The sequence below is a fragment of the Jeotgalibacillus marinus genome (assembly GCF_040801915.1).
Classification (GTDB): domain Bacteria; phylum Bacillota; class Bacilli; order Bacillales; family Jeotgalibacillaceae; genus Jeotgalibacillus; species Jeotgalibacillus marinus.
In genome coordinates this window covers 269,484-291,806 of record NZ_JBFMIA010000001.1, presented here as the reverse complement: position 1 = coordinate 291,806, position 22,323 = coordinate 269,484, and the positions used below count along the sequence as shown (strand labels likewise).

24 protein-coding genes are annotated in these 22,323 nt (G+C 39.2%); 23 read left to right on the top strand and 1 reads right to left on the bottom strand.

What is annotated here, in order from left to right:
* The first annotated feature begins 13 nt into the window (after positions 1 to 13).
* From prmA to recO, 19 genes are all read left to right on the top strand, one after another.
* Positions 14 to 970 (top strand): 50S ribosomal protein L11 methyltransferase, encoded by a 957-nt coding sequence (gene prmA, locus AB1471_RS01530; protein ID WP_367777760.1) that lies wholly within the window; start codon positions 14 to 16, stop codon positions 968 to 970.
* A 2-nt stretch (positions 971 to 972) separates the two neighbouring features.
* Positions 973 to 1,725 (top strand): 16S rRNA (uracil(1498)-N(3))-methyltransferase, encoded by a 753-nt coding sequence (locus tag AB1471_RS01525; RefSeq protein WP_367777759.1) that lies wholly within the window; start codon positions 973 to 975, stop codon positions 1,723 to 1,725.
* A gap of 4 nt (positions 1,726 to 1,729) precedes the next feature.
* On the top strand, positions 1,730 to 3,070 hold the full coding sequence (mtaB, locus tag AB1471_RS01520) for a tRNA (N(6)-L-threonylcarbamoyladenosine(37)-C(2))-methylthiotransferase MtaB (RefSeq protein ID WP_367777758.1): 1,341 nt from the start codon (positions 1,730 to 1,732) through the stop codon (positions 3,068 to 3,070).
* A gap of 164 nt (positions 3,071 to 3,234) precedes the next feature.
* Positions 3,235 to 3,906: a deoxyribose-phosphate aldolase gene (gene deoC, locus AB1471_RS01515; RefSeq protein ID WP_367777757.1), complete on the top strand. Its 672-nt coding sequence runs from the start codon at positions 3,235 to 3,237 to the stop codon at positions 3,904 to 3,906.
* A gap of 319 nt (positions 3,907 to 4,225) precedes the next feature.
* Entirely contained in the window at positions 4,226 to 4,399 is a 174-nt protein-coding gene (rpsU, locus tag AB1471_RS01510) for a 30S ribosomal protein S21 (protein WP_039809800.1), read from the top strand.
* Positions 4,400 to 4,421: 22 nt separating this feature from the next.
* Positions 4,422 to 4,868, top strand: a complete 447-nt coding sequence (locus AB1471_RS01505; RefSeq protein ID WP_367777755.1) for a GatB/YqeY domain-containing protein — start codon at positions 4,422 to 4,424, stop codon at positions 4,866 to 4,868.
* 248 nt (positions 4,869 to 5,116) lie between these two features.
* Positions 5,117 to 6,433 carry an NfeD family protein gene (locus tag AB1471_RS01500; protein ID WP_437342313.1) on the top strand — a complete coding sequence of 439 codons (1,317 nt, stop codon included), beginning with the start codon at positions 5,117 to 5,119 and terminating at the stop codon, positions 6,431 to 6,433.
* 20 nt (positions 6,434 to 6,453) lie between these two features.
* A complete protein-coding gene (gene floA / locus AB1471_RS01495; protein WP_367777754.1) occupies positions 6,454 to 7,437 on the top strand; it encodes a flotillin-like protein FloA in 984 nt (327 codons plus the stop codon).
* A gap of 52 nt (positions 7,438 to 7,489) precedes the next feature.
* The gene (locus AB1471_RS01490) at positions 7,490 to 7,969 is read left to right on the top strand and encodes a YqfB family membrane protein (RefSeq protein ID WP_367777753.1); all 480 of its coding nucleotides are present in this window, start codon (positions 7,490 to 7,492) and stop codon (positions 7,967 to 7,969) included.
* Between the two features lie 57 nt (positions 7,970 to 8,026).
* Positions 8,027 to 8,326 (top strand): sporulation protein YqfC, encoded by a 300-nt coding sequence (gene yqfC / locus AB1471_RS01485; RefSeq protein ID WP_367777752.1) that lies wholly within the window; start codon positions 8,027 to 8,029, stop codon positions 8,324 to 8,326.
* Complete coding sequence (locus tag AB1471_RS01480; protein WP_367777751.1) at positions 8,323 to 9,504, top strand: sporulation protein YqfD; 1,182 nt, start codon at positions 8,323 to 8,325, stop codon at positions 9,502 to 9,504. Before yqfC ends, AB1471_RS01480 begins: the two co-directional genes overlap by 4 nt.
* Positions 9,501 to 10,466: a PhoH family protein gene (locus AB1471_RS01475; RefSeq protein WP_367777750.1), complete on the top strand. Its 966-nt coding sequence runs from the start codon at positions 9,501 to 9,503 to the stop codon at positions 10,464 to 10,466. The genes AB1471_RS01480 and AB1471_RS01475 overlap by 4 nt, the downstream gene beginning before the upstream one ends.
* A 266-nt stretch (positions 10,467 to 10,732) precedes the next feature.
* Positions 10,733 to 12,823, top strand: a complete 2,091-nt coding sequence (locus AB1471_RS01470) for an HD family phosphohydrolase (protein WP_367777749.1) — start codon at positions 10,733 to 10,735, stop codon at positions 12,821 to 12,823.
* On the top strand, positions 12,820 to 13,293 hold the full coding sequence (gene ybeY, locus AB1471_RS01465) for an rRNA maturation RNase YbeY (protein WP_367777748.1): 474 nt from the start codon (positions 12,820 to 12,822) through the stop codon (positions 13,291 to 13,293). Before AB1471_RS01470 ends, ybeY begins: the two co-directional genes overlap by 4 nt.
* 2 nt (positions 13,294 to 13,295) lie before the next feature.
* Complete coding sequence (locus AB1471_RS01460) at positions 13,296 to 13,661, top strand: diacylglycerol kinase (protein WP_367777746.1); 366 nt, start codon at positions 13,296 to 13,298, stop codon at positions 13,659 to 13,661.
* Positions 13,662 to 13,819: 158 nt separating this feature from the next.
* Positions 13,820 to 14,221 (top strand): cytidine deaminase, encoded by a 402-nt coding sequence (locus AB1471_RS01455; protein ID WP_496350325.1) that lies wholly within the window; start codon positions 13,820 to 13,822, stop codon positions 14,219 to 14,221.
* The gene (gene era, locus AB1471_RS01450; RefSeq protein ID WP_367777745.1) at positions 14,211 to 15,119 is read left to right on the top strand and encodes a GTPase Era; all 909 of its coding nucleotides are present in this window, start codon (positions 14,211 to 14,213) and stop codon (positions 15,117 to 15,119) included. Before AB1471_RS01455 ends, era begins: the two co-directional genes overlap by 11 nt.
* 136 nt (positions 15,120 to 15,255) lie before the next feature.
* The gene (locus AB1471_RS01445; RefSeq protein WP_367777744.1) at positions 15,256 to 15,405 is read left to right on the top strand and encodes a YqzL family protein; all 150 of its coding nucleotides are present in this window, start codon (positions 15,256 to 15,258) and stop codon (positions 15,403 to 15,405) included.
* A 49-nt stretch (positions 15,406 to 15,454) separates the two neighbouring features.
* The gene (recO, locus tag AB1471_RS01440) at positions 15,455 to 16,243 is read left to right on the top strand and encodes a DNA repair protein RecO (RefSeq protein WP_367777743.1); all 789 of its coding nucleotides are present in this window, start codon (positions 15,455 to 15,457) and stop codon (positions 16,241 to 16,243) included.
* A gap of 53 nt (positions 16,244 to 16,296) precedes the next feature.
* On the opposite strand, the gene AB1471_RS01435 is transcribed toward recO, so the two are convergent.
* Positions 16,297 to 17,673, bottom strand: a complete 1,377-nt coding sequence (locus AB1471_RS01435) for a glycine--tRNA ligase (protein ID WP_367777742.1) — start codon at positions 17,671 to 17,673, stop codon at positions 16,297 to 16,299.
* 528 nt (positions 17,674 to 18,201) lie between these two features.
* On the opposite strand from AB1471_RS01435, the gene ccpN reads away from it, so the two are divergent.
* The 4 genes from ccpN (at position 18,202) to dnaG (ending at position 22,311) form a co-directional block, all read left to right on the top strand.
* Positions 18,202 to 18,837 (top strand): transcriptional regulator CcpN, encoded by a 636-nt coding sequence (ccpN, locus tag AB1471_RS01430; protein ID WP_367777741.1) that lies wholly within the window; start codon positions 18,202 to 18,204, stop codon positions 18,835 to 18,837.
* A gap of 18 nt (positions 18,838 to 18,855) precedes the next feature.
* The gene (locus tag AB1471_RS01425) at positions 18,856 to 19,662 is read left to right on the top strand and encodes a pyruvate, water dikinase regulatory protein (protein ID WP_367777740.1); all 807 of its coding nucleotides are present in this window, start codon (positions 18,856 to 18,858) and stop codon (positions 19,660 to 19,662) included.
* A gap of 340 nt (positions 19,663 to 20,002) precedes the next feature.
* On the top strand, positions 20,003 to 20,455 hold the full coding sequence (locus tag AB1471_RS01420; RefSeq protein WP_367777739.1) for a YaiI/YqxD family protein: 453 nt from the start codon (positions 20,003 to 20,005) through the stop codon (positions 20,453 to 20,455).
* A gap of 44 nt (positions 20,456 to 20,499) precedes the next feature.
* Positions 20,500 to 22,311 carry a DNA primase gene (dnaG, locus tag AB1471_RS01415; RefSeq protein ID WP_367777738.1) on the top strand — a complete coding sequence of 604 codons (1,812 nt, stop codon included), beginning with the start codon at positions 20,500 to 20,502 and terminating at the stop codon, positions 22,309 to 22,311.
* Positions 22,312 to 22,323 lie beyond the last annotated feature (12 nt).

Sequence of the window (22,323 nt, the reverse complement as noted above, 5' to 3'; positions counted from 1 at the left end):
TGGAGTTGGTAGAATGAATTGGTCCGAGATAAGCATTCATACAACAAACGAGGCGATTGAGCCGATATCCAACATTTTGCATGAAGCGGGGGCCAGTGGTGTTGTCATCGAAGATCCCAAAGAACTTACTAAAGAAAGAGTAGATAAGTTTGGTGAAATCTACCAACTCGATCCTGACGATTACCCAGATACAGGTGTAAACGTTAAAGCGTACATTTCAGTCAATAGCTTTTTAGCTGAAACGGTTGATGGGATTAAGCAAGCCATTACTAATCTGAAAGCCTTTGATATTGATATTGGGGCGAATATGGTGGAGATTAGTGAAGTAAATGAAGAAGATTGGGCAACTGCTTGGAAAAAGTACTACCATCCAGTGAAAATATCTTCAACATTCACGATTGTTCCAACATGGGAAGACTATACCCCAGTGTCAAGTGATGAACTTATCATCGAACTTGATCCAGGAATGGCGTTTGGAACAGGAACACACCCAACAACCGTGATGTGTATTCAAGCGCTTGAACGAATGGTGAAAGAGGGAGACCGCATCATTGATGTAGGAACAGGCTCAGGTGTTTTAAGTATTGCTTCAGCTTTACTCCAAGCAAAAGATATTCGTGCGCTTGATTTGGATGAAGTTGCAGTTACTTCTGCACGAGAAAATATTAAACTAAACAATGTCAGTCATAAGGTTTCTGTACAACAAGGGAATTTATTAACTGAACAAACAGAACAAGCTGAAGTGATTGTTGCAAATATTTTAGCGGAAGTAATTATGCTATTTGTAGAGGATGCGTATAAACTCGTCCTACCAGGTGGAACATTTATTACATCAGGGATTATTCAGCAAAAGAAAAAACAAGTGAAAGACGAGTTGATCACAGCTGGGTTTGTCATTGAGGAAGTCATTGCAATGGAAGACTGGGTTGCAATTATTGCCAAAAAACCAACAGACCATGCAGGAGAATAGTCATGCAGCGTTATTTTATTGATCAGCAGCCAGATGAAGATAACCGTTTTTTCATTACGGGCGATGATGGACACCACATTACTCGAGTAATGAGGATGAAACAAGACGATCAACTCATCAGTGTTTTTTCAAACGAATTAAGTGCAGTGTGTAGGATTGAAAAAATAACTGAACATGGTGTGCAATGTGTTGTTGAATTTTTCGAAGACCAATCTCCAGAACTACCCGTTAAGGTTACGATTGCACACGGCTTACCAAAAGGTGACAAGTTAGAACTTGTCATCCAAAAAGCGACAGAACTTGGCGCTTATTCGTTTTTACCATTTACCGCTTCGCGGTCTATTGTAAAATGGGAACATAAAAAAGGTGCAAAAAAAGTGGATAGATGGTCTAAAATTGCGAAAGAAGCAGCTGAACAATCGCACCGATACCATCTGCCAGATGTAACTGCTCCTGTTTCATTTAAGGAGTTGCTTACATCTGCATTATCGTTTGACTGGATCATTGTTGCTTATGAAGAGCAAGCCAAACAGGGAGAGAGGTCTCTTTTTGCGCGGGCACTTTCGAATGTTTTAGCACACCAGTCCATTCTTGTTGTTGTCGGACCTGAAGGTGGCTTATCCGAAAAAGAGGTTACACAATTACAAGAAGTCGGTGCAATCAGCTGTGGTTTTGGACCAAGAATACTACGAACTGAGACAGCTCCACTCTATGCATTGGCAGCAATCTCATATCATTTTGAATTAATGGGGTGAAAAAATGGCAACAGTCGCATTTCATACACTTGGATGCAAGGTTAATCATTACGAAACAGAGGCAATATGGCAACTGTTTAAATCCAATGGCTATGAACGAGTAGACTATGACCAAACATCCGATGTATATGTTATCAATACGTGCACAGTAACAAATACTGGTGATAAAAAAAGCCGTCAGGTCATTCGTCGTGCCATACGGAAAAATCCTGATGCAGTCATTTGCGTTACCGGATGTTACGCTCAAACATCTCCAGCAGAAATTATGGCGATTCCTGGTGTTGACGTGGTAGTTGGCACACAGGATCGAACGAAAATGCTTGAGTATATTGAGCAATATAAAGTTGAAAGACAACCAATTAATGGTGTGACAAACATTATGAAAAATCGTGTGTATGAGGAATTAGATGTTCCAGCATTTGCAGACAGAACACGTGCTTCACTTAAGATTCAAGAAGGTTGTAACAACTTCTGTACTTTCTGTATCATTCCTTGGGCCAGAGGACTTATGCGTTCACGGGATCCAAAGGATGTTCTTTACCAAGCACAACAGCTTGTTGATGCAGGTTACAAAGAAATTGTTTTAACTGGAATTCATACAGGTGGGTACGGAGAAGACATGAAAGATTATAACCTTGCTATGTTGCTAACAGATTTGGAAAAGCAAGTTAAAGGTCTTAAGCGAATTCGCATTTCTTCCATCGAAGCAAGTCAACTCACGGATGAAGTCATTGACGTGATTGATCGCTCAAACGTGGTCGTTCGTCATTTACACATTCCACTTCAATCAGGATCAAATGCCGTTTTAAAAAGAATGCGCCGCAAATACACGATGGAGTTTTTCGCTGAAAGACTGGAAAAGCTAAAAAAAGCCTTACCTGGTCTAGCGGTGACGTCTGATGTGATTGTTGGTTTTCCAGGTGAGACTGAAGAAGAGTTTATGGAAACTTTTCAATTCATTAAAGATCAAAAGTTTTCTGAACTGCACGTATTCCCTTATTCACAACGAACCGGCACACCTGCTGCACGAATGGATGATCAAGTGGGCGAAGAAAAGAAAAACGAACGTGTGCATCGTTTAATTACTTTGTCAGACCAATTGGCAAAAGAGTACGCATCCCTTTTTGAAAACGGCGTGCTTGAAGTGATTCCTGAAGAAAAATATAAAGAAGATCCAACAGGAAAACAGTATGTTGGGTACACAGATAATTACTTGAAAGTCGTATTCCCTGCTAGTGAAGAGATGGTGGGCAAACTTGTGAAAGTAAAAATTACTGCAGCTGGCTATCCATTTAACAAAGGTGAATTTGTTCGTGTGCTTGAGCATGAAGAAGTTAGCTCATAAATAAAATACTGAACGTGCTTAGAGGCTTTTCCCGCATGGTAGATTATTCGGGAGAACAAGGATCTCAGAGGCACGTTCTTTTTTTGAAACATCACCAATCATCTCGCCAAATCATATACAAGATGCTATGGTAGGTACATACATCTAAAAAAAGGAGAATGATTATGTCTGTAAATATTGCTAAAATGATCGATCACACATTATTGAAACCAGAAGCAACAAATGAACAAATTACTGAACTATGTCAGGAAGCAAGTGAACACGGATTTATGTCTGTCTGTGTGAATCCTACTTGGGTAAGTCTTGCAAGTAAACTTTTAGAAGGTACGGATGTCAAAGTTTGTACTGTTATTGGCTTTCCTTTAGGTGCTTCTGCCACAGAAACAAAAGCATTCGAAACGAAGCAAGCAATTGAAGATGGCGCAACGGAAGTTGATATGGTTATTAACATAGGGGCATTAAAAAGCATGCAATTTGATGTTGTACAACAAGATATCCAAGCGGTTGTTGATGCTGCTAAAGGAAATGCGTTAACAAAAGTGATCATCGAAACTTCTCTACTAACTGAGGAAGAAAAAGTTCGTGCTTGTGAGCTGGCCGTTGCAGCGGGAACAGACTATGTTAAGACATCTACAGGGTTCTCAACTGGTGGAGCAACAGTAGAAGATATCCAATTGATGAGAAAAACAGTGGGAGCCGAGATTGGAGTAAAAGCATCGGGAGGCGTTCGTTCTACTGAAGACGCTAACCAAATGATCGAGGCAGGAGCAACAAGAATAGGTGCTAGTTCTGGTGTGAAAATCCTTCAAGGACTAGTGGCAGATAGCGATTATTAGTCAATTAAATAGTATTTGAAAAATTCACAGTGGTGTTGTCTATCAATACTGTAATGCAAGCTTCTTTAAAATGCACTGAGTAGTTGGCAAAGGGAGTCAATCTGTCATGTTTGTCGGATCAAACGAGCCGCTAGCGCTTTTGTTGTAAATAAGGTTGACCCATACAGAACGATATATTATACTAGATAAGTACATGGGGCTTGATCCCATGAATGTCAGTAAGTATCCCTATCTTACTGCATGCAATGAAGAATGACTTCTCGTTGTTCTCTTTGCTTGAACTTGTAAGTGTAGTGTGTTCGGAGGGAGGGAAAGAGAGATGTCAAAAACGGTTGTTCGCAAAAACGAATCGCTTGAAGATGCTCTTCGCCGCTTCAAAAAGACTACATCAAAGGCTGGAACTTTACAAGAATTCAGAAAACGTGAATTCTATGAAAAGCCAAGTGTGAAGCGTAAGAAAAAGTCTGAAGCAGCAAGAAAGCGTAAGTTCTAAATCGGAATAGAGGGTGCTATAATTGAGTCTTCTTGAGCGTCTTAACCAAGACATGAAAAAAGCGATGAAAAACAAAGAAAGAGATAATCTTTCGGTTATTCGTATGGTCAAATCTTCTTTACAAAATGAGGGTTACAAACTCGGAAGACAAGAATTGACAGATGACGAAGCATTGACCGTTCTTTCTCGTGAATTAAAGCAACGGAAAGACTCATATCAAGAGTTTAAAAATGCTGGTCGTGATGACTTAGCTGATAAGCTTGTATCCGAAATTGCGTTAATTGAAACCTATATGCCTCGTCAATTATCAGACGAAGAGCTTAAGTCGATCGTTATCCAAACGATTAGCGATGTCAATGCTTCTTCTAAAGCTGATATGGGTAAGGTTATGAGTGCATTGATGCCAAAAGTAAAAGGCAAAGCAGATGGTGGACGAGTAAATGCAATCGTTCAACAGCACTTATCATAAAAATAGCTGATCACATACATGTGTATCAATCAGTTACCAATCAAGCTGTGGTGATTTACTCATCACGGCTTGATTTTTGGCTGATTGTCTGTTCACAATGTAGAGGATCAGTTTTTTTACATACTGCTAACCATTTTATGATTGACAGTACTTAAAAAACTATTTATGTTTTTTAAAAGAATGAAACCTTTTCTAATTTAAAACGTAATGAAGGTAGTGAGAAGTAACGTTTAAGAGGAGGGATTTCTGTGATCCGTAAGGGGACAGTATTATTTTTAGCCGCTGCTTTCTTATTCTCACTTATATTTACGTTTCAACCAGTGAAGGCTGCTGATGAAGTTGTATATGTAGCGCCACTAGAAAAAGAAGTAGAACGAGGGCTTGCCTCTTTTCTTGAACGATCGATTGAAGAAGCAGAGGAAGCAAGTGCAGCTGCCATTATTTTCGACATCGATACACCCGGCGGAGCAGTTGACGCGGCTGATGAGATCGCACAAGCTTTTGAAAAAACTGATTTGAGAACCATCGCATTTGTCAATCCAAACGCGATCTCTGCAGGTGCCTTTATCGCATTGTACGCCGATGAAATTTACATGACGAATTCAGGTAAAATGGGTGCAGCAGCTGTTATTACTTCTTCGGGCAGCGATGCAGACAAGAAGGCGCAAAGCAATTGGCTAGCTGCTATGACAGTGGCTGCTGAGTCATCTGAACATAACCGTGATCCTAAGTATGCACGAGCGATGGCGGATGCATCAATCGATATTGAAGACTGGGCTCCTGAAGGTGAGTTGTTAACGCTTACGCATAGCCAAGCATTTGAAGTTGGTTACTCTGAAGGAACGGTCGATAATTTGGATGCTCTTTTAGTGGAGTTAGGATTTCAAAATGCTGAAGTTCGTACGATTGAACCGAGCTTCTTAGAAAACTTAGCACGATTTATAACAAACCCGATCATTGTACCGATATTACTTTCCGTCGCGAGTTTAGGGCTAGTTGTTGAATTATACTCTCCTGGCTTTGGTGTAGCAGGTACAATGGGGCTGATTGCGCTTATGATGTTCTTTTTCGGTCATCTTGTCGCAGGGTTGGCAGGCTTTGAAGTAATGATTCTTTTCTTAATCGGTGTGGCTCTGATTATTGCTGAGTTTTTTGTTGCTGGAGGCATTTTGGGTATACTTGGTTTGGCCGCAGTTTTTGTAAGTATCTTGCTTGCGGGCAATAATATCGTCTTTATGGGTATTTCCATATCTATTGCATTGCTCGTAGCAGTGATCGGGATGGTGATCATGGTGAAATTTCTTGGTAAAAATCTTGATTTGTTAAAAAAGATCATCTTGAGGGATTCGACAAACGCGGAAAGTGGTTTCGTTTCTAATGTTCACCGGCATGAATTGGTTGGGAAAATTGGTTTAACGAGAACACCACTTCGTCCGTCCGGAACAATCATTATTGATGAGGAACGGATTGATGCAGTCACTGAAGGTGGCTATATTAATAAAGAAAAAAAAGTGAGAGTAGTCAAAGTAGAAGGTTCTCGTATTATTGTTCGAGAAGCTGAATAAAAAGAGGAGTGGAAGAGTAAATGGGTCCAGAAGCAATTATGTTACTCGTTATTATCGCAGCAGTAGTTATTGCACTAAGTGTATTATTCACATTTGTTCCTGTTATGCTATGGATTTCAGCATTAGCTGCAGGTGTAAAAGTAAGTATCTTTACATTGGTGGGTATGCGCTTAAGACGTGTTATTCCTAGCCGTGTAATTAACCCGATGATTAAAGCATCAAAAGCAGGTGTTGATGTATCAATTAACCAACTTGAAAGTCATTACCTAGCTGGTGGTAACGTAGACCGCGTTGTGAATGCGCTAATCGCAGCACAACGTGCAAATATTGAGCTTGCCTTTGAACGTTGTGCTGCAATCGATCTAGCAGGTCGTGACGTACTACAAGCGGTTCAAATGAGTGTAAATCCTAGAGTAATTGAGACACCATTTATTGCCGGTGTTGCGATGGATGGAATTGAAGTGAAAGCGAAAGCACGTATTACAGTTCGTGCAAACATCGAGCGTCTTGTCGGTGGTGCGGGTGAAGATACTATCGTTGCTCGTGTAGGTGAAGGGATTGTTAGTACAATCGGTTCAAGCGACAACCACAAAAAAGTTCTTGAAAACCCAGATTTAATTTCTCAAACCGTTCTTGGTAAAGGGTTAGACTCTGGTACTGCATTTGAAATTCTCTCGATCGATATCGCAGACGTTGATATCGGTAAAAACATCGGTGCCTCACTTCAAATCGAACAAGCTGAAGCAGATAAAAATATTGCTCAAGCAAAAGCGGAAGAACGTCGTGCAATGGCTGTAGCACATGAGCAAGAAATGACAGCACGCGTAGAAGAAATGAGAGCGAAAGTGGTTGAAGCAGAAGCAGAAGTACCGCTTGCGATGGCTGAAGCGCTCCGTGAAGGAAACATTGGTGTGATGGATTACATGAACATTAAAAATATCGATGCAGATACAGATATGCGTGATTCAATCGGTAAAATATCTGATAATAAAGAAGAAAATTAAATTCCTCAAAGAAGTATAAAAGCAAGAATGATCCAGAAGGGAGGGTCCCTCCATGGAATTAATCATTATGGCAATTATTGCAGGTATTATCAGTATGCTTAACAATCAAAAGAAAAAAGAAGGAAAGCAGGAGCCTAAAACAAGGCCAACAGCTCCTGTTTCCCCTGAACAATCAGCAATGCAAGAACGTGTAAAAAATGCTAGACAAGCATTTGATCGTAGGGCGAAGGACCTTGCCACAGAATACGATAGACAAAAAGCTGAGATTGAACAATCAAAACCAAGGAGCATACAACCGCCTGTCATTAAGCCGGTGCCGGTTGTTGAGCTCTCTAGAACTATAGAGAATCCGAGATCTAGCCGCTTACAAACGAGACCTAACACATCGAAAGCTTTCGAACCATCCAAGATTAAAAAACTTTCAATAAAAGATGGTTTGCAGAAAAAAGACCTTGTCAATGGAATCGTTTTAGCCGAGATACTTGGACCTCCACGTTCAAAAAAACCTCATGCTAGACAGATGACTCGTTAAAAAGGTTATGAAAGCCCCCTCTCCCTCATATAAATGAGGTGAGAGGGGGTCTTTTTTATGTCTAACTGGTTCATGAGGACAAAGCAATGGATCGGAACTACCTTACAGCTTCCAGAAGATCTGTTGTTTGATCTACCAAGAATGACATGGATTGGGTCCTTTCTGTTACATATTGAAAACCATAAGGGCTTAATTCGTGTTGAAAAGGGTTGTATTTGGATTAAGGTATTTGAGGGTCACATTGAAGTCAATGGGAAGGCGTTGCAAATTCAATCCATGGTTGCAGATGAAATGGTGATTCAAGGAGAAATTGATCAAGTGGAGTACAAACGGCAGCAAGGTGGAGAGAAGGCATGAAAAACGTATTACCTGGAACGGTTCGCGTCACCTTAAAAGGAAAAGCTTATGCCACTGTCATTCATCGACTACATAGGGATTCAGTCTCATTACATCAATTAAAATCAATCGGAGAACACGAGGTAGAGTTTTATATTTCGTATCAATCATTGTCTGCCCTTCGTAAAGCTGTATTCCGTTCAGGTTGCACGATCTCTTTACACAGGGGAAAAGGACTCGCGTATGATGTTGAAAATGTCGTTCTTGTACGATCATTTATGTTGTGGTTAGTTGTTGCGATTGCCATAGTTATAGGTGGATCGCAATTTGTATGGTCAATTGAATTCACGGGTGCAACACCAGAAATTCAACAAGAAGTTAATGAAGTACTAAAGAAAGAGGGATTTCAGATAGGACGACTTCAACGATCATTAACTTCTGAAGATAAAATGGCACCTCTTCTTTATGACAAAATAGATAATCTTTCCTGGATGGGGATGGAATGGCAAGGAACAAAACTAATTGTCCGATTAAAGGAAAAGCAAGGCATAGAGATGGATGAACAACTCTCGTCTTCTCAGATCATTGCATCGAAAGCTGGAACGATTCAATCCATGTTGATTGAATCGGGACAAGCAGTTGAGAACGTGAATAGTGTCGTTAAGAAAGGTCAGCTTTTGGTGACAGGTCTTGTTGGTAGAGAAGAAGACAAGCAATTGGTCCCATCTAAAGGTATTGTAATGGCAGAAACTTGGTATGAAGTGAATGTAACCATCCCGCAAACGCTCACCGTCGAAACATTGACTGGAAACATGGAATCAAGAACATCTTTTGAATTGTTCGGGTGGGAGTCACCACCCATACATTTTAAGAAGAATGCCTTTTCACTTGCCACTGAGGAAGAAACGATTCACACGTATGAACTTTTTGGTAAAGAGATTCCTCTAAAAAGGAAAAGCGTACAGTTTTCAGAAATTAATCGATCCAAAGAGAAGTTAGAACCATCTCAAGCAATTGATATTGCAAAAGAGGTCGCTAGGGAAGAAGTTCTTTCACTGATTGGTGGTGGAGGGAGCATTCAACATGAAAAAATTTTGCATGAACAAATTGAGAATGGTAAAGTTAAGCTAACACTCTACATCCAAGCGATTGAAGACATTGCAGAAGTACAACCTTATACCGAGGAGACACGCGAATGACAGATGAACGTATAACAATCGATTTACCATTAGAAGACCCAAACGAAGCGATCTCGCTTTTTGGTACATCGGACACGCATTTAAAAACGATTGAAACTGAATTAGACGTTGCAATTTTGTCACGTGGCGAAACGATTCGAATTACAGGTGAGCCTGAAAAAACAAAACAAGCTCAGCAAGTGCTTAATCAATTATTAAAAGTAATTCGTAAAGGGATTCAAATTAGCCAGCGTGATGTCATGTATGCGCTTCAAATGGTAATCAAAGGAACTCTTGAATATTTTGATGAATTGTATGATGAAGAAATTACTAAAAGTGCAAAAGGTAAAGTAATTCGTGCAAAAACGATGGGACAACGCCAATATGTTACGGAAATTCGAAATAAGGATCTAGTATTTGGAATAGGTCCTGCGGGTACAGGTAAAACATATTTGGCTGTAGTGATGGCGGTCCATGCACTTAAAAATAATAAAGTGAAACGAATTATTTTAACTCGTCCAGCTGTTGAAGCAGGGGAAAGCTTGGGCTTTTTACCAGGGGACTTAAAAGAAAAGGTTGACCCCTACCTTAGACCTCTTTATGATGCGCTAAACGATGTATTAGGTGCGGATCATACACAGCGCTTAATCGAACGTGGGATCATTGAAATTGCCCCTCTAGCGTATATGAGAGGACGAACATTGGATGATGCTTTCGTCATTTTGGATGAAGCTCAAAACACAACTCGTGCGCAAATGAAAATGTTCCTAACTCGACTTGGGTTCGGCTCGAAAATGGTCATTACTGGTGATCAAACCCAAGTGGATTTACCTAAAGGGATGGAATCAGGATTGGTTGGGGCACAAACGGTTCTAAAGAGAGTACCGGGTATTGCTTTTAATTATCTTGAGCAAGCAGATGTTGTACGACATCCGCTAGTTGGGAAAATTATTGGAGCATATGATCAAAAAGAAAATAAGTAAATAAGTGTCTGTCCTTCGTTTACTAAAGAGGGACAGATTTTTCATTTTCATCATTTGATTTTCTGCTATACTTAAGAAGGACCTGATTTTATTTAAGCGAACGTATCAATTGTCCAAGCATACATATATATAAACCTTTTTAAGGATTGGATTACTAGGAGCTTTCTCTTATTGGAGCGTGAGAAAAGATGGAATATTGGATAAGACGTGTACGAACATTACTTAGTTTTCGATTATTTACATGGCTTTTATTGGGTGTAGTCGCCATGTTAACTTTTTTGCTATTGTTTAGTTATGTACGAACAGAGACGTATGATATTCGATTGTTCTCAGTCGCTGAGCAAACAATTCGTTCTCCAAAAACCATAGTAGATGAGCATAGAACTGACCTTGAACGAGAACGTGTAGCTGCAGAAGTTGCTGAAGTTTCTCAGGCGTTTGCGTTTCGTCCAGAGATCGTCGATAATCGAACGTCATTAGTTGGATCGATATTTGATTTCGCAAAAGAGTATAACTATACTGAAGAGCAAGCTGAAGATCCAGAAACAGATGAAGAAGTTTCAGTGCCGGAGGAAAATCTTTCTGAGTTGAAGAAAGCTTTGACAGCAGACGTATCAGAAGATGTAACGACGTCCATTGATGATGATGTATTTGAACAACTATTATCCTCGAGTGACGCTGAATTAGAACGTGCAAGGAACATTACGATTACTCAAATTGAATCGGTAATGGCAGACCCGATCAAGGAAGAAGAAGTAACAATAAATAAAGATTTAATTGAGGAGCAATTGCAAGTATCCTCTATCCAACAAGACTTAAAAGACGCAGTGATTGCACTTGGTCGGTTTGCAATAATCGAAACGAATATATTCGACAAAGAGCAAACGCAAGCTAGTATTAAACAAGCGAGAGAATCGGTTGAACCAGTTCATATATTAGAGGGTCAAGTAATCGTACAAGAAGGGTATCTAATTGATCGTGAGATTTTTCGTCAATTAGAAGCCCTCGGTTTAACGACGAATGATCAGACTATGGCACCTTATGTAGGTCTGGTGTTATTTTCATTGATCGTTTTATTCGTTTTATACTTTCAATTTTCTTCTTGGAAAATCAAAGAAGAGAAAAAACAAAATTATTTAACACTTGTCAGTATGATTTTCCTGTTATCCCTCGGGTTAATGAAGGTGACAGAGCTTGTCCGAGGATTAGATATCTCGCAAATAGGCTATTTATTTCCAGCAGCAATGGCACCAATGTTAATTAGAAGTATGATTAATACTAAACTCGCTTTAGTCGTGACAATTCTTTTAGCAGCGTGCGGTAGTATTGTTTTTAACGACAGCATAACAGGTTCAGTGAATGTGGAAATTGCGATTTATTTCTTATTTAGTGGACTTGCTGGAATTTTATTTTTGTCCCATTCAAAACGACGGACTTATTTATTGCGAGCCGGTTTATTTGTAGCGGTTGCAAATGTATTGGTGCTGCTGTCTATTACTTTGATGGAAAGCGGCCAATATAGTGCGATGGATTACATGTTTTATCTCATTTTTGCAAGTGTCTCAGGTGTATTGGCATCTATTTTAACAATCGGTTTATTGCCTTTATTCGAAGCAGGTTTTGGCATTTTGTCTACAATTAAGCTTGTGGAGCTATCAAATCCAAATCATCCTTTACTAAAACGTATTTTAACGGAAGCACCTGGCACGTATCATCATAGTGTAATGGTCGCAAACTTAGCAGAAGCAGCATGTGAGGAAATAGGGGCAAATGGGTTGTTAGCACGAGTTGGTTGTTATTATCATGATATTGGAAAAACGAAACGACCACATTTTTTTATTGAAAACCAATTGAGTGATCAAAATCCACACGACAGACTTTCCCCAGAAGCTTCAAGGGATATTATTATCTCTCACGCTTTAGATGGGGCTGAAATGCTTAGAAAATATAAATTACCAAAAGAGTTTGTTGATATTGCTGAACAGCACCATGGTACAACTTTATTAAAATTCTTTTATTATAAAGCAAAAGAAAATGGCATTGAGGCACACGAAGAAGATTATCGCTATCCAGGACCGAAACCTCAAACGAAGGAAACGGCTGTTATTTCTATCGCGGATAGTGTTGAAGCAGCGGTTCGATCGATGAAGGATCCAACGTCGGATAAAATTAAAGGGCTCGTGCAATCCATTGTTCAAGACCGCTTACAAGACGGTCATTTTAATGAATGTGATTTGACGTTGAAAGAATTAGAAACGATAAAACGCGTTTTTTGTGAGACACTAAATGGGATTTTCCATTCAAGAATTGAATACCCCGAATTCACCAAAGAACGAGAAAGGAAGAAACAAGCATGACGTTACACATCGATTTCTTAGATGAAACAACAACAATTAAACCAGCAGATATGGAATTGATCGAGCAATTACTTACTTTTACGGCTCAAAAAGAAGATGTGAAGAAAGGAGAATGCTCGATTACTTTTGTTAACAATGACCGGATTCAAGAGATCAACCGTGATTATCGCCAGAAAGATCAACCAACCGATGTGATTTCATTTGCCATGGAAGAAGAGGGAGATGGAGAAATAAATATTGTTGGTGGAGAGGGATTGCCAAGAATACTTGGAGACATCATTATTTCTGTTCCGTTTGCAAACGAACAAGCAGAGGATTATGGACATTCATTTGATCGAGAGCTTGGTTTTTTGGCTCTTCATGGTTTTCTCCATTTATTGGGGTATGACCATATGAATGAGACGGATGAAGAAGTTATGTTCAGTCGACAAAAATCCCTTCTTGAGGAATTTGGATTGCCAAGGTCTTAACAATGGATACTCGCAAACTAATCGCCTCATTTCGATTTGCTTGGAAGGGTGTTTCGGACGTGTGGAGAAATGAGCAAAATTTTCGCATTCATGTTGTCGTTGCCAGCGTGATGATTTTTCTCGGATTTGTCTTTGATTTATCTCAAGTTGAATGGTTGTTTCTGATCTTTGTGATCACAGGTGTACTTGCTTTTGAGCTTATGAACACGGCCATCGAACGTTCGGTTGATCTTATTACTCAGGAGAAACATCCTTTAGCTATGCGTGCAAAAGATGCATCCGCTGCTGCTGTACTGACCTTTGCCCTTTCAGCTGTAGTCGTCGGAGGGGTCATTTTTATTCCTAAGCTACTTGAATGGTTTTTTTAAGCGCATAAAAAGAAGAATTTTGTTTGACGATACAATATTTATTTTAGATGAAAATGTAGTAGAATATAGGTACAAGGAATACGGTTCAAAGAAAAATCGATCGCCTTTATCTTACAGACACAACAAATGGTGGAACTGATCTAAAGGAGAGCTGCATATTGAAGATTGAACAATTGATTGAAGAAGCTAAAGTAGCACGTGAAAAAGCTTACGTACCTTATTCTAAATTTAAGGTAGGCGCTGCGCTGCTAACAACAGACGGACGTGTCCATCATGGTTGTAATATTGAAAACGCTGCTTATAGCATGTGTAACTGTGCTGAACGTACGGCTATATTTAAAGCATATGCAGAAGGAGATGTCACGTTTAAATCGATCGCCGTTGTTGCGGATACCGTTCGCCCAGTGCCACCATGTGGGGCGTGTAGACAAGTCATTTCGGAGCTTTGCGATCAGTCGATGATTGTTTACCTAACAAACTTAAATGGAGACGTACAGGAGCTAACAGTAGGTGACTTACTTCCTGGCGCTTTTTCACAGGAGGATTTACATGGGAAATGAAACAAAGCATAAATCAGGGTTTATCTCAATCGTCGGACGCCCGAATGTCGGAAAATCAACATTTTTAAATCGTGTCATTGGGCAAAAGATTGCCATTATGAGCGATAAGCCTCAAACAACACGCAATAAAGTTCAAGGTGTATTAACAACAAATGAAAGCCAAATGATTTTTATCGATACACCAGGTATTCATAAACCAAAGCATAAGCTTGGTGATTTTATGATCAAAGCGGCGACTAATACGTTTCGTGAGGTTGACTTGATCTTGTTTATGGTCAATGTTGATGAAGGTCTAGGCCGTGGGGATGAGTACATCATGGAGCTACTAAAAGACGTGAAAACACCAGTTTTTTTAGTGCTCAATAAAATAGATACCCTTCATCCAGATGAATTGCTTCCAATGATTGAAGATTATCGTACCCGTCTACCATTTAAAGAAGTGGTTCCTATTTCAGCATTAGAAGGAAATAATGTTGAGACTTTGCTTGAACAGGTTCATTCATATATACCTGAAGGTCCACAATATTATCCAGCAGATCAAATTACTGATCACCCAGAACGCTTTATTATTTCTGAGTTGATTCGAGAGAAGGCTCTTCATTTAACGCGTGAAGAAGTGCCGCATTCGATCGCAGTATCCATTGAAAAAATCAATAAAGAAGAAGGCAAAGAACTAATCAATGTAATGGCCACAATTATCGTTGAGCGAGATTCTCAAAAAGGAATTGTTATCGGAAAACGAGGCGCAATGATGAAAGAAATTGGCCAACGCGCCAGAGAAGATATTGAGAATTTACTTGGTTCCAAAGTATATCTAGAGCTATGGGTTAAAGTTCAAAAGGATTGGCGAAATAAAATGAGCAATCTTCGAGATTTTGGATTTAACGATGATTATTAAACCTTAACTGGCTGGTTGCTGTCGGAAGGATTGGGAAAAGTTTCGAGCCATGTTCAGCCCTATTGGTGGAACACTAAAGTAGAAAAGTCATAAAAGTCGTGTACATTCATGGAATAACATGAAAGGTGTGAGACAAATGCTTGATTTTACTTGGAAGGTGTTTAGTCAGACTGGGAATGTTGAATTGTATCTTCTGTTAAAAGAAATAGAAGAACAAGATTTTGTGCATTTTACGGTACCGAATTTGATGGATGAAAAAGAAGAAGCAACCGATCCTTTCGTATAACAGCCAATAATCATCGAATCATGTGCAGTAGCAGGGAGGAGGATTCCATATGCTCCAAAAATGTGAAGGCATTGTTGTTCGAACAAATGATTATGGAGAGTCCAATAAAATTGTCACTATTTATTCAAGAGAATTTGGCAAGTTTGCTGTAATGGCGCGTGGTGCGAAAAAAACAAATAGTCGACTTTCAAGCATTTCGCAGCCCTTTACCTATGCTAATTTCTTGTTTCATAAAGGATCAGGGATGGGCACTTTACAACAAGGCGATCTTGTTGCATCACAACGAGCGATTAAGGAAGATTTATTTAAATCTGCTCATGCATCGTATATGGTTGAGCTTTTAGATAAAGCTGTTGAAGATCTTCAATCGAACCCATTTTTATTTGAGCTTTTGTCGCAATGCTTATCTTATTTAAATGAGGGTCACGATGAAGAGGTGATTTGTTTTATTTTTGAAATGAAGTTATTACCTGTATATGGTGTTCAGCCAGTACTTGATAGCTGTGCATGCTGTGGGCAAACTGAAGGGAATTTTTCATTTTCAATAAGAGAAAATGGCTTGCTATGCCATCGTTGTAGCCATGTTGATACTTATCGAATGTCTGTTTCCGCTAAAACCATTCGGCTTTTGCGCTTGTTTTTTTATTTGGATTTAAGTCGTTTAGGTACGATCTGTCTTCAAGAAAAAACGAAGCATGAACTTCGATTAGTTATCCGTACTTATTATGATGAATATGTTGGTGTTTATGCAAAATCAAGGTCATTCCTTGAACAATTAGACAGAATGAAAGATATGCTTCAAGAGAAAAAAGAAGACCAAACAAATCCCGACACATAAAAAAGGAAGCGAACCATGCTATGGTTGCTTCCTTTTTTGGTTTCTATGTTAAATTAAAACTTAATTGCATCTGTCAGAAATGCTTTTAGGTTTTCAATAGGCATTCTAACTTGTTTCATTGTGTCGCGGTTACGCACAGTAACTTGTTTATCTTCAAGTGAATCGAAATCGAATGTAATGCAATAAGGAGTACCGATTTCATCTTGACGACGGTAACGTTTACCGATTGACTGAGATTCATCAAAATCAACCATAAAGTCTTCTGCAAGCTCTTGGTACACTTTAGACGCTTCTTCACTTAGCTTTTTAGAAAGTGGCAATACAGCTGCTTTAAAAGGCGCTAATGCAGGGTGGAAGCGAAGAACTGTACGATTTTCGTTTTCTAGCTCCTCTTGTTCATAAGCATCACATAAAAAGGCAAGAGTGACACGATCCGCTCCAAGTGATGGCTCAATGCAATAGGGAACGTAGCGCTCATTTGTTTGTTGGTCTAAATAGGTGAAATCTTCGTTTGAATGCTCCATATGACGTTTCAAGTCAAAGTCAGTACGGTCTGAGATTCCCCAAAGCTCACCCCAGCCAAATGGGAAACGGTATTCAATGTCAGTGGTTGCATTACTGTAGTGAGATAACTCGTCTTCATCATGGTCTCGAAGACGCATGCTGTCATCTTTCATACCTAGATTTAATAACCAGTTTTTACAGAATTCGCGCCAATAACTGTGCCATTTTAGATCTTCACCAGGTTTACAGAAAAATTCCATTTCCATTTGTTCGAATTCACGTGTGCGGAAAGTAAAGTTACCAGGTGTAATTTCATTACGGAAACTTTTACCAATTTGACCAATACCAAAAGGAACACGCTTTCTCATTGTACGTTGTACGTTTTTAAAGTTTACAAAAATACCTTGTGCCGTTTCAGGGCGTAGAAATATTTCATTAGTCGAAGATTCTGTTACCCCTTGGAATGTTTTGAACATAAGGTTAAATTGACGAATATCCGTAAAATCATTTTTGCCGCAGTTAGGACAAACAATTTTGTGTTCTGCGATCAGCTCTTGCATTTTAGCAAATGGAAGTCCATCGACGATTAGTTCTTCGCCTTTTGCTTCGATTGCTTCTTCAATCAATTTGTCTGCACGATGTCTTGATTTACAGCTTTTACAATCAATCATTGGATCATTGAAATTACCAATGTGGCCAGAGGCTTCCCACGTTTTTGGATTCATTAAAATGGCTGCATCTAAACCAACGTTATGTGGGGACTCTTGGATGAACTTTTTCCACCAAGCCTTTTTAATATTGTTTTTCAACTCAATCCCAAGTGGGCCATAATCCCACGTGTTTGCGAGTCCTCCATAAATCTCTGAGCCAGGAAATACGAACCCACGATGTTTTGCTAATTGTACAATTTCGTCCATTGATGACATAAACAGCACTCCTTTTTAAAAAGTAAATAATTTTTCAGGTAGGTTTGGATACCGAACCTATCTTAATTCGTTTGTTGTGAGCCTGATGCTTGCTTTGACAAACCGAACCGCGCTTTATTAATAAAAAAGCTCCGTCCCTAGGCTTTAAATAAGCCTAGGGACGGAGCTTAACGTCCGCGGTTCCACCCTAGTTAATGCAACGTTCGCATTCACTTTCGACAGTATATTGCTCGGGAGGGCCGTTTCCTTGCATTCTAGGCTTTCACCGTCCCTAGTCGCTCTTTGTGCAAGTACTTATTACTCCGTCTTCGCGCATTCTATGAATGTTTATGCCCTATATCTTACCACGGTTCATTTAAAATCACAATCCTTGCTTGTGAAAAAAGGGCAAATAAGTTGCATTGGAAACTTACATAGTTTACTTTATTTAAATAAGCTTTCATGAGTTATATTTTCTTTATCGAAAAATCTGCTCTTTTAGTATATAATATTAAAAAACAGTATGACACAATTCATTGCTACTAGGTGGTGACAAAGATCGAACTGAACAAAAGACAAACAGAAATTTTGCAGATTGTTAAAGGAAATGGCCCGATAACGGGTGAACAAATCGCAGAACGACTACATTTAACGAGAGCAACTCTGCGACCTGATTTGGCCATTTTAACGATGGCGGGATTTTTAGATGCAAGACCACGTGTTGGTTATTTTTATACAGGAAAATCAGGCACACAACTATTAACCGAAAATTTAAAAAAGCTATATGTCCGGGATTATCATTCTTTACCGGTTGTTGTACATGAAAATTTATCAGTCTACGATGCCATCTGCCACATGTTCTTAGAAGATGTAGGCACGCTTTTTGTGGTTGATCTAAAATCAAGATTAACTGGTGTTCTTTCAAGGAAAGATTTACTTCGAGCAAGCATCGGTCAACAAGACTTAACGAGTTTGCCAGTGAACGTTATTATGACGAGAATGCCAAATGTTACGTTTTGTGAAAAAGATGATTTACTCGTCAATGTTGCAACAAAACTCATTGATAAACAAATTGATTCATTACCTGTTGTTCGACAAATGGACGAGGGTTATGAAGTATTTGGACGAATTACAAAAACGAATATAACGAAGGCCTTTGTGAGTTTATCAAAGGACGAGATGTAGGTTAGAGGTGGTGCTAGAATGAAAGAGGTAAGTGTGTACGTCTTGTCAGATTCAGTTGGTGAAACTGCCGAGCTCGTTGCGAAAGCATGTGTCAGCCAATTTAGACAGTCAAGAAACTCGATTAACGTTAAGCGATTTCCATACGTAGAAGATACGTCAAACATAGATGAAGTAATCTCTTTAGCTAAAGATGATCAAGGTATTATTGTCTACACACTGGTCAAACCAGAAATTCGCTCATATATTGAACGACAAATAAAGATTCACGGGATTAAAGGACACGATGTTGTTGGGCCGATTGTATCTTCACTGCAACTATCTTGTGAAGAAGATCCAATTAATGAACCAGGGATGGTACATGATTTAGATGAAGATTATTTCAAGAAAATTGAGGCAATTGAATTCGCAGTGAAATACGACGATGGACGTGATCCGAGAGGGATTTTAAAAGCGGACATCGTGTTGGTTGGTGTCTCAAGAACTTCCAAAACGCCTTTATCACAGTATTTAGCACATAAACGATTGAAGGTAGCAAATGTACCACTCGTCCCAGAAGTCGACCCACCAAGCGAATTATTTAAAGTTGATCCTTCAAAATGCTACGGCTTAAAAATAAGCCCTGATAAGTTAAATCATATTCGTAAAGAAAGATTGATTGCGCTGGGGCTTAACGATGATGCTACCTACGCTAGAATGGACCGCATTAAAGAGGAATTAAGTCATTTTGAGAATGTCGTGAGCAAAATTAAGTGCCCGGTTATAGACGTTACCAACAAAGCTGTAGAAGAGACGGCTAATATAATACTAAATGACGTTTTAAATTAGTGAGTGGAGAAGGTGAAGAAGAAGATGCTGCTAAAGCAGCATCTTCTTATTTTCGTTATGGAGGAAAACCTAGTGCAGCTTCTTTAGATAAGAGGGCAAGAGACAATGGGGACTAGGAAGTGTGAATGATCATTTGGATCTCATCACAATGTATTATAAGTAGTCGGTTAATGTGTCGAAGAAGAAAAACTTAGCCAAATAAAAAAGATGGCGAAATAAGCAACACTATACTATAATAAAATATTGTGAGAAAAACATTGATAAAATTTCTTTAAATTAAAAAGGAGTTCTTCAATTTGTGTAGAATAGAGTGTTCATGGATAAACAAAGAGAACATGTCATGATCTATGTTGATGCAGATGCTTGCCCCAAGGAAATGAAGTTGATTATCGAAGAACAGGCGAAATTGCACGGAATCGATTATCAGTTTGTTGCCTCATTCCAACACTATAGCCCTCTTGCGGATCAAGAATTTTGGACATTTATTGATGATGGCAAAGAAGCTGTAGATCTATTTATTTTAAATCACGTCCGTAAAGGAGACATGGTTATTACGCAGGATATTGGACTTGCATCCTTGGCATTGTCGAAAGGCGTTTATGCCTTTTCTACCAGAGGAAAAGAATATAAAGAAGACACGATTGATACAAGCTTGTCATTTCGTTACCTGTATCAAGTAGAGCGTAAGAAAGGCCGTTATGGAGGTGGTCCCAAAAAAATGACAACTGAGGATCTCGACCATTTTTCCTACCACCTATCAAAATTTTTAACGCTTCATGCAGGAAATAATTAATTTATGGCGAAATGACTATTATCACGTTAGATGGTGGTGTTTCTATGTCTGAACGAATTCCAGAAGAGACAGTTGATGAAATTCGTCGGAAAACAGACATAGTCGATGTAATCAGCGACTATGTTCAGTTGAAGAAACAGGGCAGAAATTATTTTGGATTGTGTCCTTTTCATGGTGAAAAATCACCGTCTTTTTCCGTGTCTCCTGAAAAACAAATATTTCATTGTTTTGGGTGTGGAGCTGGAGGGAATGTCTATAGTTTTTTGATGGACCATGATGGCATTTCTTTTCAGGAGGCTGTATCTCAGTTAGGTTTTCGGATAGGTGTAGAGCTTGACGCAACACCTAGCGATTCCTTTGGACACCGAGAACAATCCGAAGCTCATAGTGACCAACTAGAGGCGCATGAGTTACTGGCGAAATTTTATCATCATTTATTGTTGAATACGAATGAAGGGCAAGAAGCATTGGAATATATGTATGCGCGAGGCTTCACAGAAGAGCAACTTAAAACGTTTCGCGTTGGCTTTGCCTTACCAAGCTGGGACTTTAGCTCTGAGCTATTGAAAAAAAGAAAATTTGACCTGTCATCAATGGAACAGGCTGGACTCGTCATAAAACGAGATGATGGCTCTTATTTTGATCGGTTTAGAGGACGCATTATGTTTCCGATTAACAATGATCGAGGACAAGTCGTTGGGTTTTCTGGGCGAGTGATTCATTCAACAAAAGATGAACCCAAATACTTAAATAGTCCTGAAACCCCTCTTTTTCAAAAAAATAAAATATTATTTAATTACCATCGTGCAAGAGGGTCAATTAGAAGGGAACAATCCGTTGTTCTTTTTGAAGGTTTTGCAGATGTTATCTCATCAAATGATTTTGTTGGTCATGGGGTTGCAACAATGGGAACTTCATTATCAAGTCAGCATATTGGAATGATTAAGCGTCTAACCAATCAAGTGATCATTTGCTATGATGGCGACAACGCCGGAATTGAAGCAGCCTATAAAGCAGCAAATGAAATAGTAGCATCAGGGCTTACTGTTAAAGTTTCTATGATCCCAAACAGTCTTGATCCAGATGATTACATTCAAAAAAACGGTGGAAAAGCGTTTCGTCAAGAAGTAATCGATAGCAGTGTGTCACTCATGGCATTTAAAATGCGCTACTTCCGTGTTGGAAAAAACCTACAGAATGAAGACGGACGAATCCGTTATATTCAGTCAGTATTGACAGAAATTACTGCATTGTCTGGTGCTGTAGAGAAGGAAATGTACTTGAAACAGCTGTCAGATGAATTCGATCTTTCAATTGATTCACTGAAACAACAATTGACAAGCATTTCTCCACCACAAATGGTAAATAACCAAGAACAGTCCCCAGTCAAACAAAATATAGGTGCCTTTCGTAGCAAGTCAACATTGAAGCCTGCATACCACACGGCTGAAAGACATCTTATAGCTCATATGATGACCAATGATGAGACTGCTTATACTGTGCAAACCCTTTTAAACGGAGAAATTTTAAATAAAGATGAACATCAAGCTATTTTTACGTATCTTCTTGCTTTTTATGAAGACGGTAATCGATCAGATCCTGGTGCTTTTGTCCAAATATTGCCAGATCGGCATTTGCGAGCAGTGGTAACAGAGATCAATATGATGGAGATAAATCCGGAAGTTGGAAGAGAAGAACTGAATGATTATGTATCAGAAGTGTTAAAATATCAAAAGATGTTGAAAATAAAGGAAAAAGAAATAGAGGAAAAGGAAGCTGAACGCCAAAATGATATTCGACGAGCTGCTGAGATAGGTATGGAAATCATCGCGTTGCGTAAAGCTTTGAAAAGCTAAAGAAGTGCAAGC

What these genes read in the sequence shown, in the direction of transcription:
- AB1471_RS01435 (WP_367777742.1), bottom strand. Translation starts at nt 17,673, where the DNA reads ATGTCATCAATGGACGAAATTGTACAATTAGCAAAACATCGTGGGTTC.
- era (WP_367777745.1), top strand. Translation starts at nt 14,211, where the DNA reads ATGGGAAATGAAACAAAGCATAAATCAGGGTTTATCTCAATCGTCGGA.
- prmA (WP_367777760.1), top strand. Translation starts at nt 14, where the DNA reads ATGAATTGGTCCGAGATAAGCATTCATACAACAAACGAGGCGATTGAG.
- dnaG (WP_367777738.1), top strand. Translation starts at nt 20,500, where the DNA reads ATGTCTGAACGAATTCCAGAAGAGACAGTTGATGAAATTCGTCGGAAA.
- AB1471_RS01480 (WP_367777751.1), top strand. Translation starts at nt 8,323, where the DNA reads ATGAAAAACGTATTACCTGGAACGGTTCGCGTCACCTTAAAAGGAAAA.
- AB1471_RS01525 (WP_367777759.1), top strand. Translation starts at nt 973, where the DNA reads ATGCAGCGTTATTTTATTGATCAGCAGCCAGATGAAGATAACCGTTTT.
- AB1471_RS01470 (WP_367777749.1), top strand. Translation starts at nt 10,733, where the DNA reads ATGTTAACTTTTTTGCTATTGTTTAGTTATGTACGAACAGAGACGTAT.
- rpsU (WP_039809800.1), top strand. Translation starts at nt 4,226, where the DNA reads ATGTCAAAAACGGTTGTTCGCAAAAACGAATCGCTTGAAGATGCTCTT.
- deoC (WP_367777757.1), top strand. Translation starts at nt 3,235, where the DNA reads ATGTCTGTAAATATTGCTAAAATGATCGATCACACATTATTGAAACCA.
- ybeY (WP_367777748.1), top strand. Translation starts at nt 12,820, where the DNA reads ATGACGTTACACATCGATTTCTTAGATGAAACAACAACAATTAAACCA.
- recO (WP_367777743.1), top strand. Translation starts at nt 15,455, where the DNA reads ATGCTCCAAAAATGTGAAGGCATTGTTGTTCGAACAAATGATTATGGA.
- AB1471_RS01420 (WP_367777739.1), top strand. Translation starts at nt 20,003, where the DNA reads ATGATCTATGTTGATGCAGATGCTTGCCCCAAGGAAATGAAGTTGATT.
- yqfC (WP_367777752.1), top strand. Translation starts at nt 8,027, where the DNA reads ATGTCTAACTGGTTCATGAGGACAAAGCAATGGATCGGAACTACCTTA.
- AB1471_RS01425 (WP_367777740.1), top strand. Translation starts at nt 18,856, where the DNA reads ATGAAAGAGGTAAGTGTGTACGTCTTGTCAGATTCAGTTGGTGAAACT.
- AB1471_RS01445 (WP_367777744.1), top strand. Translation starts at nt 15,256, where the DNA reads ATGCTTGATTTTACTTGGAAGGTGTTTAGTCAGACTGGGAATGTTGAA.
- AB1471_RS01490 (WP_367777753.1), top strand. Translation starts at nt 7,490, where the DNA reads ATGGAATTAATCATTATGGCAATTATTGCAGGTATTATCAGTATGCTT.
- AB1471_RS01460 (WP_367777746.1), top strand. Translation starts at nt 13,296, where the DNA reads ATGGATACTCGCAAACTAATCGCCTCATTTCGATTTGCTTGGAAGGGT.
- AB1471_RS01475 (WP_367777750.1), top strand. Translation starts at nt 9,501, where the DNA reads ATGACAGATGAACGTATAACAATCGATTTACCATTAGAAGACCCAAAC.
- floA (WP_367777754.1), top strand. Translation starts at nt 6,454, where the DNA reads ATGGGTCCAGAAGCAATTATGTTACTCGTTATTATCGCAGCAGTAGTT.
- mtaB (WP_367777758.1), top strand. Translation starts at nt 1,730, where the DNA reads ATGGCAACAGTCGCATTTCATACACTTGGATGCAAGGTTAATCATTAC.